A 16582-nucleotide genomic window follows, 5' to 3' on the forward strand; every position below is an offset into this window, starting at 1 on the left:
CCGGGGCGGTGCGCGCGCGGGGTGCGCGCCGCCCCGGCAGCTCCGTGCTACGGGGTGGTCGCCTGGACGATCACGTCCACCCAGTAGTTGGTGCTGTTGAACGACGAGCTGGGGAAGCTGCCGGCCGGGCCGTAGGTGAACACGCCGTTGGTGCCGGCCGGTGCGGTCAGCGCCCCGCTGATGTGCGCCGCGGTGAAGAAGTTGGAGCTGGCCGAGTAGCGGCCGACCGGCGCGTGGTAGGAGACGATGTAGGTGGTGCCCGCGGTGAGCGTGACCGGCGCCGGGAAGTTGACCGACTGCCAGCCGCTGGCCGTCTCACCGATGAACGTGGCGGTGGCCAGTTGCGTGCCGTTCGCCTGCCACAGGCGACCGACGTGCGTGCCGGTGTTCTGCGCTCCCTTGTAGAACTTCATCCCGGTCGCCTGGCCGCCGGTCGAGCAGGTGAACCGGACCCCGACCTCGACCGCGTTGGGGTCGTTCATCGAGACCAGTGCCGGTGTGTCCCCGGCCCCGAACAGGCTCTGCGCCACTAGCCCGGTGGGCACCTCGGTGATCACGTCCACCCAGTAGTTGGTGTTGTTGAACGTGGAGGTCGGGAAGGTGCCGGCCGGGCCGTAGGTGAACACGCCGTTGATGGCGGCCGGTGCGGTCAGCGCGCCGCGGGTGTGCGTGGTGGCGAAGAAGTTGGAGCTGGCCGAGTAGAAGCCGTTGCTGTGGTAGGAGACCACGTAGGTCGTGTTCGGGTTGATCGTCACCGGGGCCGGGAAGTTGACCGACTGCCAGCCGCTGGCCGTCTCGCCGGAGAACGTGGCGGTGGCCAGCGCCGGGCCGCCGGTCGCGTTCCACAGGTGGGCGGTGTGCGTGCCCACGTTCTGCGGTCCTTTGTAGAACCGCACACCGGTGACCCGGGTGCCGCTCACCGCTGAGCGGAACTTCACCCCGAGCGCCACCGGGGTGGGGTCGGCCACCGTGATCGTGTTCGGCGTGTTGCTGGGCTGGAACAGGGTCTGCACCGTGGTGAGGGAGTTGACCGTGACCGAGACGGTCGCCTGCGCGCTGCCGCCGACGGCATTGCCGACCTGGTAGGTGAACGTGGCCAGCCCGGAGAACCCGGTGGTCGGGGTGAAGGTCACGGTCTGCGCGCCGGCGTCCAGGCTGACCGTCCCGTTGGTCGGGTTGCCGACGCTGGTGATGGACAGCGGGTACCCGTTCGGGTCGGCGTCGTTGGCGAGCAGGGTCGCGGCCGGAATCACCAGCGGCGTGTTGAAGGTCCCCATGACGGCGTCGTTTCCGGCCGTCGGGGGCAGGTTCCCGGCGCCGCCGGCCCGGTTGAAGATCACGTCCACCCAGTAGTTGGTGGACCCGAAGCTGGCGTTCGGAAAGGTCCCGGACGCGCCGTAGGCGTACACCCCGTTGTCGCCCGCCGGTGCGGTCAGCGCCCCAGTGCTGCGCGGCGTGCGGAAGTAGTTGGGACTGGCCGCGTAGTACGCCGTGTGGTACGAGGCGACGTAGGTCGTCCCGGGGGTGATCGTCACCGGGGCCGGGAACATCACGGTCTGCCACCCCTTGGCGGTCTCACCGCTGAAGTTGGCCGACGCCAGCAGGTTTCCCGCCGCGCTCCACAGGTGCGCGGCGTGCGGCCCGGTGCTGTCGTCGGTCTTGTAGAACCGGATCCCGGCGACCGCGCCCGGCGTGTTGGCCGAGAACCGGACGCCGAGCTCGACCGGGTTGGGATCCCCGGACCGGACCGCGAACGGCTTCTCGGTTAGCGCGAACAGGCTCACCGCCGCGGCCGGGGTGACGGTCACGCTGACCCCGGCGCCCGGCGTCTCGACGTTGAGGCTGTCGTCGATCGCGCGGGTCTTGACCTGGTAGGTGCCGGGCAGCCGGGGCCGCCAGGCGTAGGTCCAGCTCGTGGTGCCGGTCGCCGGGTGCCAGGTGGCCCCGTTGTCGGTGGACACCTCGACCCCGGCCACCCGGCCGCCGGTGTCGCTCGCGGTCCCGGACACGGTCACCAGGGTCAGCTGCCCGACGCTGGCCCCGTTGGTGGGCGCGGTGATCGTGGACACCGGCGGAGTGCTGTCGGTCGACGCGGTCGCAGGCGCCAGACCGGCGCGCAGCGTCCCCGGCTGGACTCCCATGTCCGCGAACAGGTTCACCATCGCCTGCTGGACGTTGAGGTCCTCCGGGGTCAGGGTCGGCGGCAGGCTGCTGTTGGAGTAGTCGTGCTCGGTGTCCAGACCGAACGACCAGAACACCGTGCCGGCGCCGAACACCCACGCTCCGCTGGCCGCCTTGTACAGCGCGAGGTTGTGCACCGCGGTCTGGTCGCCGACGGTGTGCCCGTAGTCGAGCAGGTAGGTCCCGACGACCTCGGTGGTGGCGGACAGGTGGATCAGCCGCTCGGGCCGGAACCCGTTGTCCGGGCACTCGTCCCACTCGTAGCCGAGCATGCCGACCGCGAGCGAGGCGGTCTGCCCGGGCTGGGTGTTGGTGGCGATGGGCGAGTTGCGCCAGAACCGTAACTGGGTCATCTCGTACGGCACCCGGATGATGTCCTCGCGGTGCGAGTCCACCTGGAAGATCGTCCCGGTGAGCGAGTTCTCCGGGCGGTTGCCGTCGGCCGGCGGGCTGAACATGAGGTCGCGCCAGGTCCCGGTCCACGCCGGTGTCGGGTCGAGCTTCTCCTCCTGGCGGGATTCCTTGTAGCAGACCAGGGTTCGGTTCGGCGTGCCGTTGATGTCCGGTTCCCAGCGGGTCTTCCAGTACACCTCGTTGCCGCTGATGAAGATCAGGTGCACGCCGGCGTCCCGGGCCGCCTCGACGTGCTCGCGCTGGTCGCGGGACCAGTACTCGTCGTGCCCGGTGGACATGTACACGTTGTAGTTGGTCAGTTGCGCGTTGCCCGGACCGGTGTCCACCCCGGTGACGTAGGCGACGTCGTAGCCGTTGCGCTCCAGCCAGCGAATGGCCGCGTACTCGGCGCTGAACAAGAAGTCCTGCGGCCCGGACCAGGTGCCGATCGCGTCCCGGGTGCCGATCGGCCGGTTGTAGCTGACCTTGAACGCGCGACCGTCCACACTCGCCGTGGCGTTGCCCCCGTACAGGTTCGCGCCGCCCCAACCGTTGTAGGCGTGCCAGGTGGTGTCCGAGGTCTGGAACACGATGTCCCGCTGTGCGCCGTCATCGCGTACCACGAACGGGATGTGGCTCGCCCCGGCCGTCCCGTCCTGGCGTACCAGCTTCGCGATGTACACCCCGGAGACCGCGGTCGCCGGCACCGCCCAGGACGTGGTGACCGACCAGTTTCCGGCGTCGTACAGACCGATCGTCGCGTTCCCGCCCGGCGCTGGCTGGATCGACGGCGTGCTGCGTTGGATGGTCGCGACCTTGCGCGCGCCCAGTCCGCCGTACCACCCCAGCCGGTAGATGTCGATTCGGTAGTTGGCTGATGCCGTGTTGATCTTGAAGCTGACCGTCGTGCCCCGGTTGACGCTGAGCGAGGTGGCGAAGCCTTCGATGCTCGTCGACGCCGGACCGCTCAGATCCCACTCGCTGCGCGGGTTTCCCTGCAGCTGGTTCTCGGTCACGATGGGATTGGTCACAATAGCCCCCAGTTCCGCCATCGTTGGACGTATCGGGGGATGCATCGACCGGACGGGCGGGGGCGTTACCTAGGGGTGGGCAACCGGATGTTTACGATGCGGGCATGACGGTCTTCGTGCATCCCAACGGCCTCTGCGAGAGCGCCGACGTCGGCGACGGAACGCGGGTCTGGGCCTTCGCCCACGTGATGGCCGGGGCGAAGATCGGGCGGGACTGCAACATCGGCGGCGGGGCGTTCGTGGAGTCCAATGTGGTCCTCGGCGACAACGTGACGGTGAAGAACAACGTCCTCGTGTTCGAGGGTGTGACCTGCGAAAACGATGTTTTCCTCGGGCCCAACGCGGTGTTCACCAACGACCTGCGCCCGCGCTCGCACCAGAAGCTCGGCCGCGAGGCGCTGCTGGCCACCCTGGTCTGCGAAGGCGCCACGCTCGGCGCGGGCACGGTCGTGGTGTGCGGCATCACCATCGGCCGGCACAGCTTCGCCGGCGCCGGCGCGGTGCTGACCGCCGACGTCCCGGCGCACGCGTTCATGGTGGGCAACCCGGCCCGGCGCAAGGGTTGGGTGTGCCGGTGCGGCCACCGGTTGGATGCGCGGCTGCGGTGCCCGGAGTGCGGCACCGAACACCGGCTGCTGTCCGAGTCCGAGGGGCTGACGGCGACCGGCGAGTGAGCCGCCGGCTACGCCCCGGGAACCTCGCTCGCCCCGCCGGCCCACAGCGCGTGCAGTTCGGCGGCGAAGCCCGGGTCGGATCGTTCGGCCAGGGCCAGCTCCTCGCCGAGGGCCAGCACCTCGGGTGACTCCGGCGCGGCGCCGGCCGCCGCGGCCAGCGCGGCGGTGGCCTCCGGCCGACCGGCGAACTTGGAGCTGACCAGGTCGTGCAGGGGCCCGGCGGCGCCGCCGGCAAGGACGGACGCGATGGCGATCTCAGTCGTTTCCGGCACGGTGACCTCCCTGTAGTGCAGAGGGTAGGCCAGGTTCAGTGCGGCAGCTTGACGACCGTCACGAAGAAGTCGTCGATCTGGCGGACCACCTCGATGAACCGTTCGAAGTCGACCGGCTTGGTGACGTAGGCGTTGGCGTGCAGGTCGTAGCTGCGCACGATGTCCTCTTCGGCCTCGGAGGTGGTGAGCACGACCACCGGGATGCTGCGCAGCTCCGGGGTGGCCTTCAGCTCGGCGAGCACCTCCCGCCCGTCCTTGCGGGGCAGGTTGAGGTCGAGCAGTATCAGGCCCGGCCGCGGCGCCCCGGCGAACTCCTCCTCCCGGCGCACGAACCGCAGTGCCTCGACGCCGTCGCTCACCACGTGCAGGTTGTTGCGGATCTTGTGGTGCTCGAACGCCTCCTTGGTCATCAGGACGTCACCGGGGTCGTCCTCGACGAGGAGGATGTCGATCGGGCTCAGCGCGTCGGTCATGCGTCCTCGCTCTTCTTGGACCCGGCTGTCGCCAGGGCGGAGTCGTCGGCGGTGTCGGCGGCGGGGACCTCGGCCAGCGCGGGGAGGGTGAAGCGGAACCGGGTGCCGGCACCGCCGGACTCGGTGTCCAGCCAGATCCGGCCGCCGTGGTGCTCGATGATCTTGCGGCACATGGCCAGCCCGATCCCGGTGCCGGGGTAGGCGTTCTTCGGGTGCAGCCGCTGGAAGATCACGAAGATCCGGTCGGCGTACTCGGCCTCGATGCCGATCCCGTTGTCCGTGACGGAGAACTCCCACTCCCCGCCGTTGCGCACGGCGTCCACCCGCACCTGCGGGGCGGCCTCGCCGTGGAACTTCAGCGCGTTGCTGATCAGGTTCTGGAACACCGCGGTGAGCAGCGACGCCTCGCCGCGCACCCGGGGCAGGCCGGAGTGGGTGATCCGGGCGCCGGTGTCCTCGATGACCGGCTCGAGGTTGCCGACCGCCGCCGCGAACAGCTCCGCGGTGTCCACCACCGTCTGCTCGCCGGAGCGGCGCCCGACCCGGGAGAACGCCAGCAGGTCGTTGATCAGCACCTGCATCCGCTTCGCGCCGTCCACCGCGAACTCGATGTACTGCTCGCCGCGCTCGTCCAGCGACCCGGCGTAGCGGCGCTGCAGCAGCTGGCAGAAGCTGGCCACCTTGCGCAGCGGCTCCTGCAGGTCGTGCGAGGCCACGTAGGCGAACTGCTCGAGGTCGGAGTTGGACCGCTGCAACGCCTGGGTCCGGGCGTCCAGCAGCTCGTGCGCCCGGTGCAGCTCGCCCACCTCGGTGACGATCCGCCTGCGCATCGCCTCCACGTCGCTGGCCAGCTGCACCAGCTCGCGCGGGCCGCCGACGCTGTGCACCTCGCGGTGGATGTCGTGCTCGGTGACGTCGCGCACCTGCCGGGCCAGGCCGAGCAGCGGCTGCACCACCGTGCGGTTGAAGCCGAACGTGAGCAATACGAACGCCACCAGCAGCAGCACGGCGATCGCGCCGAACATGACGCTGAGCAGCGTGGCCGAGTCGTTGAGGGCCTGCCGGTCGGTCGCGCGGACCTGCTCGAGGTTGCCGCGCAGCGTGTCCAGCCCGGCCCGCACCTGGTCGAACTCGGTCTTGCCCAGCTCGACCAGCGCCGGTTCGGCCGCCACGCCCGCCGCGATGAGCTGGTCGGCGGTCTCCCGCCAGTCCCGCGTCCGGTCCAGCACCACGTCCAGGTCGACGCCCGCGGTGCTGCCCGCGGTGGCGCCCAGCGCGCGCAGCCTGGCCACGGCCTGGTCCTGTGCCTCCCGGCCCTCCTCGTACGGGGTGAGGAAGTCGCGCTGCCCGGAGAGCTGGTAGCCGCGCAGCCCGGTCTCCTGGTTGAGCAGTGCGGCGGTCAGGTTCTGCGCCTGGGTCAGCTGCGGGTCGACCTGGTCGACCACCCGCTCCCGGGCCGCGGTGAGCTGGTTGAGGGCGTACGCCCCGGCGGTGATCGCCGCCGCGAGCAGCACCACCTCGAAGACCACCAGCAGCAGGGCCAGCCGCCGCACCCGCCACCGGCGCATCGCCGCCGACCGCGCGTTCACCGCGGGCCGCCGTCGGTCTTGTGGCTGAGCATGACCACCGCGATGTCGTCGTCCAGCGGGCCCTCGTTGTACTGCTCGACGGTCGCGATCAGCCGGTCGAGCACCTGGCCGGCGTCCCGGCGCCAGTCCGGTGTGTCCCTGAGCAGGTCGAGCAGCAGCTCGGTCATCCGGTCGTACCCGAGCCGGTCCGGTGTTCCGCCGACCCGGCCTTCGAAGATCCCGTCGGTGTAGAGCAGCAGCGACCACCCGGGGTCCAGCGCCACCTCGAGCGGCTGCCAGTCCACCGTGGGCAGGATGCCGAGCGGGACGCCGCGGTGCCCGTCCGGCAGCAGCCGGCCGTCCGCGCCGGAGATCAGCAGCGGGGCCGGGTGACCGGCCAGGCGCATCCGCATCGACCGGCGGTCCGGCGCGATGCTGACCAGGCAGAGGGTGACGAAGCTGCGCACCACCCGCTCGTGCACCAGCACCTGCTGCACCGTGCTCAGCACCTCCTCGATGGGCAGGCCGGCCAGGGTGAGCGAGCGCCACGCGATCCGCAGCGCGACGCCGAGCGCGGCCTCGTCCGGACCGTGCCCGCTGACGTCGCCGATCACCACGTGCACGGTGCCGTCCGGCAGCTCGACCGCGTCGTAGAAGTCCCCGCCGAGCAGCGAGCCGTGCCGGCCGGGCCGGTACCGGACGGCCAGGTCCAGGCTCGAGCCGGTGAGCAGCGGGGTGGGTAACAGCCCGCGCTCCAGGCGGCTGTTCTCGTCGGCGAGCAGCTGCTGCTGGAGCAGTTGCTGCTCGGCCTCCTCGGCGCGTTTGCGCTCCCAGGCGTAGCGCATGGCCTTCACCAGCAGCGGGCCGTCCACCTGGTCCTTGACCAGGTAGTCCTGCGCGCCGGAGGCGACCGCGGCGATGCCGGTCAGCTCGTCGCGCTGCCCGGTGAGCACCACCACCGCGGTGCGCGGGGCGTGCTGGCGCAGCCTGGTCAGCCCGGTCAGCCCGACCGCGTCGGGCAGCTGCAGATCGAGCAGCACGCAGTCGGCGTCGACCGGCCCGCGTAACGCCCCGGCCATCGTGTCCACCCGGTCCACCGTCACCGGCACGTCCGCGTCGGCGAGCTGCTCGGTGACCAGCAGCGCGTCCCCGTCGTCGTCTTCGACGAGCAGCACCCGTAACGGCTGGTCAGGCGACATCCGGGGGGTGGTGGCCGGCGTATGGGGGAAGGTGGGGGAGTACGTCACCCTGCACACACCTCCACGAATCCTGCGCCCCAGCGGGCTTCCCGAGGTGGCTGCTGGCTCAACCGCGACGATCCTACGGTCCGGGTACCGGAGGGTGGCGCCGACCCGCTGCGGCCGATCCGTTGTCATCTGTTGTTGCGGGAGTGTCCCGGTGCGGTGAGGCTTGAGGCCCCGCTCCCTCCACGGCAGGACGGTCGCCATGGATCGCGCCGATACCGGGCCGGCCCGCGCGGTAGTCGCCGCGTTCGAGCACACCCCCGCCATCACCTGGCTGTTCCAGGGTCCGGAGCACCGGATCCTTGCGGCCAACCGGTTGGCCAGAGCCAGCGTGGGGAACCGTCCGGATCTGCTCGGACTGCCGGTCCGGGTGGCCGTGCCCGAGCTGGCCGAGCGGGACATCACCGAGATCCTGGACGGTGTGCGGGCCAGCGGTGAGCCGATGATCGGCGTTGAGCACCGGGTCGAGGTGGACCGCGACGGTGACGGCGTCCCCGAGGAGATGTACGTCAACTTCAGCGTCGTGCCGGTGCCCGGTCCGGACGGCGAGCCGACGCTGCTGGTGCACGCGATCGAGGTGACCGCCTGGGTCCAGCAGCGCCGGCAGGCCGAGGCCGTCGCCCACGACGCCAGGGAGATGCTGCGCACCGAGTTCGAGCACACCCCCGCCATCACCTGGCTGTTCCAGGGGCCGGAGCACCGGATCCTTGCGGCCAACCGGCTGGCCAGAGCCAGCGTGGGCAACCGCCCGGACCTGATCGGACTGCCGATCCGGGTGGCCCTGCCCGAGCTGGCCGAGAACGACATCACCGAGCTGCTGGACGCGGCGCGGGCCAGTGGCGAGCAGGTCACGGGCCTTGAGCGCCGGATCGCGGTGGACCGCGACGGTGACGGCGTGCCCGAGGAGATGTTCATCAACTTCAGCATCGTGCCGGTGCCCGGTTCGGACGGCGAGCCGATCCTGCTGGCGCACGCGATCGAGGTGACCGCCTGGGTCCAGCAGCGCAGGCTGGCCGAGGCCGCCGCGGACGATGCCAGGGAGCTGCTGCGCACCGAGCGTCGGGTGGTGCTGGATCTGCAGCGCACGCTGCTCCCGCCGGGCCTTCCGGTGCTGCCCGATCTCGGGCTGGGCGCGGCCTACGTCCCGGCCGGACAGTGGCTGGCGGCCGGCGGGGATTGGTACGACGTGGTGGTCATGCCGGACGACCGGGTCGCCTTCGTGGTCGGCGACGTGGTCGGGCACGGCGCGACCGCCTGCGGGGTGATGGGCCAGCTGCGCGCGGTCGCGGCCGAACGGCTCACCCGCGGGTGCACGGTGGCCGAGGTGCTGGCCGCGCTGGACCGGATGGCCGGGCTGGCCGCCAACGGCCGGGGCAGCACGGTCTGCCTTGCGGTGCTGGACCGGCCGACCGGGGCGTTCCACTACGCCAGCCGCGGGCACCCGCTGCCGGTGCTGCTCACCGCCGACGGACAGACCCGCGAGCTGGTCGCGCCGACCGGACCCCCGCTGGGCTTTCCGGACACCGAACCGGTCATCGGCCGGGATCGGGTCCGGGCCGGCGAGACGTTGCTGTTGTTCTCCGACGGCGCGGTCGAGCGGCCGGGCCAGACCATCACCGAGGGCGTGGCCACGTTGCGCCGCCGGGTGTCCGAGGGGGTGCGCGCCGCCGGCGTCCCGGCGCGCGCCCTTGCCGAACTGGTCTGCGCCGCGGCCGCGCATCCGGAGGACGAGCCGGCCACGCTGGACGACCTGAGCGTGCTGGCCGCCACCCGGCTGACCGAGCCCGCGCCGTCGCTGGACCTGCGGCTGCCCGGCCGCCCGGAACACCTGTCCGCGGTGCATCGCGAGCTGGGCTGCTGGCTGGACGGGCTGCGGGTGAGCGGCGACGACCAGATCGCCCTGGAACTGGCCGTGGTGGAGGCGGTGACCAACTCCATCGAGCACGGCTACCGCGCCCACCCCGGTGACGTTCGGGTGGACGCCCGGCTGGACCGGACCGGCACGATCGCGGTGATCGTGGCCGACCGGGGCGGCTGGCGGGAGCCCAGCGGCGACGACCCGTTCCGCGGCCGGGGGCTGCTGATGATGCGCGAGTGCAGCGACCGGTTGGACCTGGACGCCTCCCCGTCCGGCACCACCGTCCACATGCGACGGAAGGTGCGCGCTCCGGCGCTCGGCCCGGACGTGAAGGCGACGGTCGTTGAACCGGCCGTCGCGGAGTTCGCCGTCGAGCAGGACCGGTCCGGTGCCGCCACCCGGCTGGTGCTGTCCGGGGCGCTGGACACCAGCAACGCCGAGCGGCTGCGCACCGCGCTGATCGCCGCCAACCGGAACGGGATGGTGCACTGCACCCTGGACCTGGATGCCGTCACGCTGCTGGCCAGCGCGGCGCTTCGGGTGCTCTACGAGCAGGAGGCGCGGATCCGCGGCGCGGGTGGCGAGTTGGTCCTGCTCGCCGCACCGCACACGCCGGCACGGGCCGCGCTCATGGTCAGCGGCCTGGACCGGGTCCTGACCATGCGATCGTCAGGCAGCCAGTAGCTGCGTGGCGTGCTGGTGCGCCGCCTCGGCCTGGCGCAGCGCGACCTGGCGGCGGGCGCCGTCCTCGGCCGCGATGTGCTCGAGCATGTTCGCCTTCAACTCGTACCAGTGCGCCACCTCGGCGACGGTCGCGTCCGGACCGGGCGTGGTCCGAATCAGACGTCCCATTTCTTCCATTACGGTCATGGCAACACCGCCGGGATAGTCAAGAGCTGTAGGCGTGATTTTGCCGACACTGCCCGACTTCGGGCAGTGCTGGCACCATGAGTCGGTCCTGAACCTTTCCGGGTGGAGACCGTGAACTATTCATGCGTCGGGCCTCCACCATTCATAGTGGCGGCCACCCGGCGAAACGTTGTTCTTCGGAATTGCGGAACGGTGCCCGGCGCGTGGCCGGGACTACGTTGCCGGCGCTACGTTGGCGGGGTGGAGCCGACGATCTCGCGCAGCGTGGAGATCGCCGCCGACCCGCAGCTGGTCTGGTCGATGATCACCGACCTGCCGCGGATGGCGGAGTTCAGCCCGGAGAACCGGGGCGGCCGCTGGCTTTCCGGGGCCACCGGCCCGGCGCTCGGCGCGCGGTTCCGAGGCGTGAACAGGAATGGCCACAAGGAATGGTGGACCCGGGTCCGGGTGGTCGCCTGCCGGCCGGATCGGCTGTTCACCTTCGACGTGCGCACCCCGTTCTGGGTCCGGGTGTCCCGGTGGTCCTACGAGATCGCGCCGACCGCGACCGGCTGCCGGCTCACCGAGCATTGGTACCGGGTCGGCAACTGGTTCATCCGCCGGGTCATGGGCCCACGGGTCACCGGCCGCGCCGACCGCCCCGGCTTCAACGAAGAGTCCATCGAGCACACCCTGGCGGCGGTCAAGGCGCGTGCCGAGTCGGGTCAGGGTTTGCGGGCCACCAGCCCGTAGAGCAGCGAGTCGGTGTCGGGGTTTCCGGTGCTGTCCCCGGGTCGTTCCGGTCGCCAGTTTGCCAACCCGACCAGACCCGGCTCGACCGGCTCGAAGCCCGCGCAGATCCGGGTGATCTCGGCCGCGGTGCGCGGGTGGATCCGGTAGTTGGTGGCGTGGAACGCCGCGGTGGCGTCGGGCAGGCCGGGCGCCGTGCAGTCGGCGGCCACGTGCACCACGACCAGGTAGCTGCCGGAGGCGAGCCGGTCCCGGTACCTGGCCATGAGCGCGGCCGGATCCCACTCTTCCGGAACGAAATGCAGCGCGGTGGCCATCACGGCGACCGGCTTGCTCAGGTCGAGAACTCGCGTGACCACCTCGGACCCCAGGATGACGTCGATGTCCCGCAGGTCGGACTGCAGGATCCCGGTTCCGGCCAGCCGGTTCAACTTCAGCTCGTTGTGCGCGACGGCCACCGGGTCGGCGTCCACGTAGACCACCCGGCAGTCCGGGTCGGCCCGCTGGACCACCTCGTGCACCATGCCGGTGCTGGGCAGCCCCGAGGTGATGTCGAGGAACTGCCGGATGCCGGCCTCGACGAGGAAGAGCGCGGCCCGGCGGACGAACGACTGGTTCATCCGGACGACGTCCTCGATCTCCGGGAGCACGACCTTGATCTTCTCGGCCAGTTCGCGGTCGGCGGCGAAGTTGTGGCCGCCGCCCAGCCAGTAGTCGTGCATGCGGGCAGGGTGAGCCGTCGAGGAAGTATCTGTGGGTGATGGGATCCGCCCCAGGTTTCCGGTCACCGTCTGCCTCAACGCCCTTCGGCTGATCCGGGGGTGCCGTGTACGCCAAACGAGTGTATTGGTCAGAGGCTGGTCGTACCGAGAGCGTTCCCAGAATGTTGACTACACACTTCGGGGGACCCCGTGTTCACTCCGTAGTGGATACGTACTCAGTACGGAGGCGGTTGCGGACGGTCACCGTGGTCGAGACGGAGCCCGGCGGGAAGCGGGGGAGCGCCGGTCTGGTCCTCGTCCCGAAGCATGGACCGGGTGGCCCGTTCCTGGACCTCGATCCGCTTGGCGCCGGACAGCATGGCGTGCAGTTCCTCCAGGCCGGTGCCGGACAGCGGCGCGCCGGCCGGGTCGCCGCCGCGCCGCCAGGGCAGCAGGTTGCGGGTGCCGCCGAACCGGCCCAGCCGTTCCACCGCCGCGAGCACCACCAGCAGGACGACCAGTCCCGGCAGCGACAGCGCGAACAGCAGCCCGAGGCTCATGGCCGGTCAACGCCCCGGCCGGAACCGGGGTTCCGTCAGCGCTCGGCGCTGACCGGCTTGAGTGACTCGTGCGTCGGCGCGTCCGGGATGTGCGCCGGCCGGACCGCCGCGAACTCGCGGCGCAGCACCGGAACGACCTCTTCGCCGAGGATGTCGAGTTGCTCGAGGACGGTCTTGAGCGGCAGTCCGGCGTGGTCGATCAGGAACAGCTGACGCTGGTAGTCGCCGACGTAGTCGCGGAAGGACAGGGTGCGCTCGATCACCTGCTGCGGGCTGCCCACGGTGAGCGGGGTCTGCGCGGTGAAGTCCTCGAGCGACGGTCCGTGCCCGTACACCGGGGCGTTGTCGAAGTACGGCCGGAACTCGGCGACCGCGTCCTGGGAGTTGGGCCGCATGAACACCTGCCCGCCGAGCCCGACGATGGCTTGGTCGGCGGCGCCGTGCCCGTAGTGCTCGAACCGCTCCCGGTACAGCCCGACCATCCGCTGGGTGTGCTCCTTGGGCCAGAAGATGTGGTTGGCGAAGAAGCCGTCGCCGTAGAAGGCGGCCTGCTCGGCGATCTCCGGGCTGCGGATCGACCCGTGCCACACGAACGGCGGGACCCCGTCCAGCGGCCGGGGGGCGGAGGTGAACTGCTGCAGTGGGGTGCGGAAGCGCCCCGACCAGTCGACCACGTCCTCCCGCCACAGCCGGTGCAGCAGGGCGTAGTTCTCGATGGCCAGCGGGATTCCGTTGCGGATGTCCTGCCCGAACCACGGGTACACCGGCGCGGTGTTGCCGCGGCCCAGCATCAGGTCCACCCGCCCGTCGGCGATGTGCTGCAGCATCGCGTAGTCCTCGGCGATCTTCACCGGGTCGTTGGTGGTGATCAGGGTGGTCGCCGTGGACAGCTGCAGCCTGCTCGTCTTGGCCGCGATGTAACCGAGCATCGTCGTCGGCGAGGAGGGCACGAACGGCGGGTTGTGGTGCTCGCCCGTGGCGAACACGTCCAACCCCACCTCCTCCGCCTTCAACGCGATCGTGATCATCGCCTTGATCCGCTCGCGCTCCGACGGCTCACGTCCGTTGGTGGGGTCGACCGTCACATCGCCGACCGAGAAGATTCCGAACTGCATGATCAGTACAACGTAGTTGACGATGCAACAATTCCACCAGCCCAGTGCCGAAGATCACAATCCCCGCACCGGCGATTTCACCGATAGTCCCCACCTCCCGCCCGCGCCGATACTGACCCGGTGACCGTGCGCCAACTCTGGGCCGCACTGGCGGCCGCCGTCCTCGTCCCTCTGATCGCCATCCCAACCCCGACCCCCGCCGCCGCCACCACCGCCCCCGCGCACCGCCCCGTGGTGTTCGTCCACGGCTTCGCCGGCTCCGGTTCCCAGTTCGAAACCCAGGCCAAACGCCTGGCCACCAACGGCTACCCCGCCGAGTTCATCGAAGCCCACGAGTACGACTCCACCGCCATCGCCACAGTTCTGCCGCAGGTCTGGTCCGCCCTCGACGCCCGCATCACCCGCCTGCTCACCACCACCGGCGCCGACCGGGTCGACCTCCTCGGCCATTCCCTCGGCACCTTCGTCATCCAGGGCTACCTCAACAGCTCGCCACAACGCGCCGCCCGCGTCGCCCACTACGTCAACCTCGACGGCGCCCAGGCCGCGGCACCACCCGGTGCCGTCCCCACCCTCGCCGTCTGGGGTGAAGGCGACCCCACCCGAACCATCCCCGGCGCCCTCAACACCTATTTCCCCCACCAGTCCCACACCCAGACCGTGACCTCCCCCGAGACCTTCACCGAGATCTACAAGTTCTTCCACGACGGCCGCCCCCCACACACCACCCGCATCCTCCCCGCCCCCACCCTGTTGTCCGGCCGCGCCGTCCTGTTCCCCACCAACACCGGCCTCACCGACGCCCGCCTCGAGGTCTACGAGGTCACCCCCCTCACCGGCCACCGCCACCACCCCAACCCCACCCAAGTTCTGACCCTTTCCCCGGACGGCTCCTTCGGCCCCTTCCCCGCCAACCCCCACACCCGCTACGAGTTCGCCATCGTCTTCCCCTCCGGCCACACCCACCACATCTACTTCCAACCCTTCACTCGCACCGACCGCCTCATCCGCCTCCTCACCAGCCGCCCCGGCGAGGGACTGTCCGCCCTCATGCCCACCACCCCCCACCACACCAACCTGACGGTCAACCGCAACAAGGAATGGTGGGGCGACCAACCCGAATCCGGCGACACCCTGCTGATCAACGGCCGCAACATCCTCAACCCCGCCACCGCCCCACGCACCAAACGCGTCATCGGCATGTTCGCCTTCGACCACCTCGCCGACACCCAAACCAACCTCACCGCCCCCATCCCCGAGTTCTTCGCCCAACCCTTCATCACCGGCATGGATGTCTTCATCCCCACCCGCCCCCGCGTGGTATCCGTCCTCGCCCGCCCCCGCGCCTCCAACGGCCTCTGGGAAAACCTGTCCGTCCCCGCCTGGCCGTCCACCACTCACCGGGTTTCATTGAACTTCAATGACTATCCCCGGTTCCAGTTCCCGAACTAACTCACACCCCTATTGTCGGAGCACGTTCCGCATCAATTTCCGCTCCGGATCGAGCCAATTCGGTGGCCTGAAATAGGGCAGTCCGTCGATCATGTGGGACTGTAATCTCAACGGTGTAACTGTCCAAAGTGGAGGTTGCATTGATGAGTAGTGAGAGTAGTGCCAGGTCAGCAGCGGCGGGCACGCCGGCGGTGGATCGGCAGGTGGTGGCCGAGTTGGTGGCTCGGGCCCGGGCTGACGGTGTGCCGGTGGATGGCGAAGGCGGGCTGCTGGCCCAGCTGACCAAGATCGTGCTGGAGTCCTCGCTGGACGGGGAGTTGGACGCGCATCTGGGTTATGGCAAACATGACCCGGCCGGCCGCGATGGCGGCAACTCGCGCAACGGCAAACGGGCCAAGGCGGTGCTGACCTCGGCCGGGCCGGTCGAGGTCGAGGTGCCGCGGGATCGCGACGGCAGCTTCACCCCGGTCATCGTGCGCAAGCGGCAGCGTCGGGTGGGCGCCATCGACGGGATCGTGCTGTCCCTGTCCGCCAAGGGCCTGACCACCGGGGAGATCAGCGCGCACCTGGCCGAGGTCTACGACGCCAGCGTCTCCAAGGACACCATCTCGGCCATCACCGATCGGGTGCTCGACGGGTTGGCCGAGTGGCAGAGCCGGCCGTTGGACGCGGTGTATCCGGTGATCTTCGTCGACTGTATTCACGTCAAGATCCGCGATGGGCAGGTGGCCAACCGCCCGATCTACCTCGCCCTGGGTGTCACCGTGAACGGCGAGCGGGACATCCTCGGGTTGTGGGCCGGTGAGCACGGCGACGGTGAGGGCGCCAAGTACTGGCTGCGGGTGTTGACCGAGATCAAGAACCGTGGTGTGGCCGATGTGTTGATGGTGGTCTGCGACGGCCTCAAGGGCCTGCCCGATGCGGTGAACACCGTCTGGAAGCAGACCGTGGTGCAAACGTGTGTGGTGCACCTGCTGCGCAACTCGTTCCGCTATGCCAGCCGACGCGACTACGCCGCCATCGCCAAGGATCTCAAGCCGGTCTACACCGCACCGTCGGAGCAGGCCGCCCTGGACGCCTTCGCCGAGTTCAGCGACACGTGGGAACACAAGTACCCGGCGATCGTGCGGTTGTGGACAGGCGCCTGGGCCGAGTTCGTCCCGTTCCTCGGCTTCGACGTGGAGATCCGCAAGATCATCTGCACCACCAACGCCATCGAATCGATCAACTCCCGACTGCGGCGAGCGGTCAACGCCCGCGGCCACTTCCCCACCGAGCAAGCCGCCCTGAAATGCCTCTACCTGGCCTTGATGGGCCTCGACCCCACCGGAAAGGGCCGTGGGCGCTGGACCATGCGCTGGAAAGCCGCCCTCAACGCCTTCGACCTCGCCTTCGACGGACGCCTGTCCACCGGACGAAACTAACAACAAGATCCAGTTACACCGTTAAATTGACAGCCCC

14 protein-coding genes are annotated in these 16582 nt (G+C 70.1%); 5 read left to right on the plus strand and 9 right to left on the minus strand.

Features of this window, described 5'->3' with window-relative positions:
* Positions 1 to 47: 47 nt before the first annotated feature.
* Positions 48 to 3590, minus strand: a complete 3543-nt coding sequence (locus VFV67_RS18740; RefSeq protein WP_326471665.1) for a DUF4082 domain-containing protein — start codon at positions 3588 to 3590, stop codon at positions 48 to 50.
* Positions 3591 to 3709: 119 nt separating this feature from the next.
* Between VFV67_RS18740 and VFV67_RS18745 the strand changes: the two genes are divergently transcribed.
* Complete coding sequence (locus tag VFV67_RS18745; RefSeq protein ID WP_326471666.1) at positions 3710 to 4279, plus strand: acyltransferase; 570 nt, start codon at positions 3710 to 3712, stop codon at positions 4277 to 4279.
* Between the two features lie 8 nt (positions 4280 to 4287).
* Here the strand turns inward: VFV67_RS18745 and VFV67_RS18750 are convergent, their stop codons facing one another.
* Genes VFV67_RS18750 through VFV67_RS18765 form a run of 4 tightly spaced genes read right to left on the minus strand, consistent with a single transcriptional unit; the run spans position 4288 to position 7791 of the window.
* On the minus strand, positions 4288 to 4551 hold the full coding sequence (locus VFV67_RS18750) for a hypothetical protein (protein ID WP_326471668.1): 264 nt from the start codon (positions 4549 to 4551) through the stop codon (positions 4288 to 4290).
* A gap of 35 nt (positions 4552 to 4586) precedes the next feature.
* Entirely contained in the window at positions 4587 to 5024 is a 438-nt protein-coding gene (locus tag VFV67_RS18755) for a response regulator (protein ID WP_326471670.1), read from the minus strand.
* The gene (locus VFV67_RS18760) at positions 5021 to 6592 is read right to left on the minus strand and encodes a sensor histidine kinase (protein ID WP_414636288.1); all 1572 of its coding nucleotides are present in this window, start codon (positions 6590 to 6592) and stop codon (positions 5021 to 5023) included. The genes VFV67_RS18755 and VFV67_RS18760 overlap by 4 nt, the downstream gene beginning before the upstream one ends.
* Before the next feature lie 17 nt (positions 6593 to 6609).
* Positions 6610 to 7791, minus strand: a complete 1182-nt coding sequence (locus tag VFV67_RS18765; RefSeq protein WP_326471689.1) for a PP2C family protein-serine/threonine phosphatase — start codon at positions 7789 to 7791, stop codon at positions 6610 to 6612.
* Positions 7792 to 8038: 247 nt separating this feature from the next.
* Here VFV67_RS18765 and VFV67_RS18770 point away from each other — a divergent pair, with 247 nt between their 5' ends.
* On the plus strand, positions 8039 to 10378 hold the full coding sequence (locus VFV67_RS18770; RefSeq protein ID WP_326471674.1) for a SpoIIE family protein phosphatase: 2340 nt from the start codon (positions 8039 to 8041) through the stop codon (positions 10376 to 10378).
* Here VFV67_RS18770 and VFV67_RS18775 read toward each other — a convergent pair.
* Positions 10364 to 10546 (minus strand): hypothetical protein, encoded by a 183-nt coding sequence (locus VFV67_RS18775; RefSeq protein WP_326471676.1) that lies wholly within the window; start codon positions 10544 to 10546, stop codon positions 10364 to 10366. The two genes, VFV67_RS18770 and VFV67_RS18775, sit on opposite strands and share 15 nt — an antisense overlap.
* Positions 10547 to 10804: 258 nt before the next feature.
* Here VFV67_RS18775 and VFV67_RS18780 point away from each other — a divergent pair, with 258 nt between their 5' ends.
* Complete coding sequence (locus VFV67_RS18780; RefSeq protein WP_326471677.1) at positions 10805 to 11296, plus strand: SRPBCC family protein; 492 nt, start codon at positions 10805 to 10807, stop codon at positions 11294 to 11296.
* On the opposite strand, the gene VFV67_RS18785 is transcribed toward VFV67_RS18780, so the two are convergent.
* The 3 genes from VFV67_RS18785 to VFV67_RS18795 all read right to left on the minus strand — a co-directional run bounded on the left by VFV67_RS18785 (position 11269) and on the right by VFV67_RS18795 (position 13669).
* On the minus strand, positions 11269 to 12015 hold the full coding sequence (locus VFV67_RS18785; RefSeq protein WP_326471678.1) for an SAM-dependent methyltransferase: 747 nt from the start codon (positions 12013 to 12015) through the stop codon (positions 11269 to 11271). The two genes, VFV67_RS18780 and VFV67_RS18785, sit on opposite strands and share 28 nt — an antisense overlap.
* Before the next feature lie 215 nt (positions 12016 to 12230).
* A complete protein-coding gene (locus VFV67_RS18790) occupies positions 12231 to 12554 on the minus strand; it encodes a DUF6191 domain-containing protein (protein ID WP_326471680.1) in 324 nt (107 codons plus the stop codon).
* 35 nt (positions 12555 to 12589) lie between these two features.
* Entirely contained in the window at positions 12590 to 13669 is a 1080-nt protein-coding gene (locus tag VFV67_RS18795) for an LLM class flavin-dependent oxidoreductase (protein WP_326471682.1), read from the minus strand.
* Positions 13670 to 13789: 120 nt separating this feature from the next.
* Between VFV67_RS18795 and VFV67_RS18800 the strand changes: the two genes are divergently transcribed.
* Together VFV67_RS18800 and VFV67_RS18805 are read left to right on the plus strand one after the other, a co-directional pair.
* The gene (locus VFV67_RS18800; RefSeq protein WP_326471684.1) at positions 13790 to 15121 is read left to right on the plus strand and encodes a hypothetical protein; all 1332 of its coding nucleotides are present in this window, start codon (positions 13790 to 13792) and stop codon (positions 15119 to 15121) included.
* 143 nt (positions 15122 to 15264) lie between these two features.
* Positions 15265 to 16545, plus strand: coding sequence for an IS256 family transposase (locus VFV67_RS18805; RefSeq protein WP_326471686.1), 1281 nt, complete (start codon positions 15265 to 15267; stop codon positions 16543 to 16545).
* Positions 16546 to 16582: the final 37 nt, after the last annotated feature.

This window comes from Actinophytocola sp., from assembly GCF_035762905.1.
Taxonomy (GTDB): Bacteria; Actinomycetota; Actinomycetes; order Mycobacteriales; family Pseudonocardiaceae; genus DASYTH01.

Bases quoted from the DNA above. Each gene is read 5' to 3' on its own strand.
- VFV67_RS18805 (WP_326471686.1), top strand. From the start codon at position 15,265: ATGAGTAGTGAGAGTAGTGCCAGGTCAGCAGCGGCGGGCACGCCGGCG.
- VFV67_RS18765 (WP_326471689.1), bottom strand. From the start codon at position 7,791: ATGTCGCCTGACCAGCCGTTACGGGTGCTGCTCGTCGAAGACGACGAC.
- VFV67_RS18790 (WP_326471680.1), bottom strand. From the start codon at position 12,554: ATGAGCCTCGGGCTGCTGTTCGCGCTGTCGCTGCCGGGACTGGTCGTC.
- VFV67_RS18770 (WP_326471674.1), top strand. From the start codon at position 8,039: ATGGATCGCGCCGATACCGGGCCGGCCCGCGCGGTAGTCGCCGCGTTC.
- VFV67_RS18785 (WP_326471678.1), bottom strand. From the start codon at position 12,015: ATGCACGACTACTGGCTGGGCGGCGGCCACAACTTCGCCGCCGACCGC.
- VFV67_RS18760 (WP_414636288.1), bottom strand. From the start codon at position 6,592: ATGCGCCGGTGGCGGGTGCGGCGGCTGGCCCTGCTGCTGGTGGTCTTC.
- VFV67_RS18745 (WP_326471666.1), top strand. From the start codon at position 3,710: ATGACGGTCTTCGTGCATCCCAACGGCCTCTGCGAGAGCGCCGACGTC.
- VFV67_RS18755 (WP_326471670.1), bottom strand. From the start codon at position 5,024: ATGACCGACGCGCTGAGCCCGATCGACATCCTCCTCGTCGAGGACGAC.
- VFV67_RS18795 (WP_326471682.1), bottom strand. From the start codon at position 13,669: ATGCAGTTCGGAATCTTCTCGGTCGGCGATGTGACGGTCGACCCCACC.
- VFV67_RS18775 (WP_326471676.1), bottom strand. From the start codon at position 10,546: ATGGGACGTCTGATTCGGACCACGCCCGGTCCGGACGCGACCGTCGCC.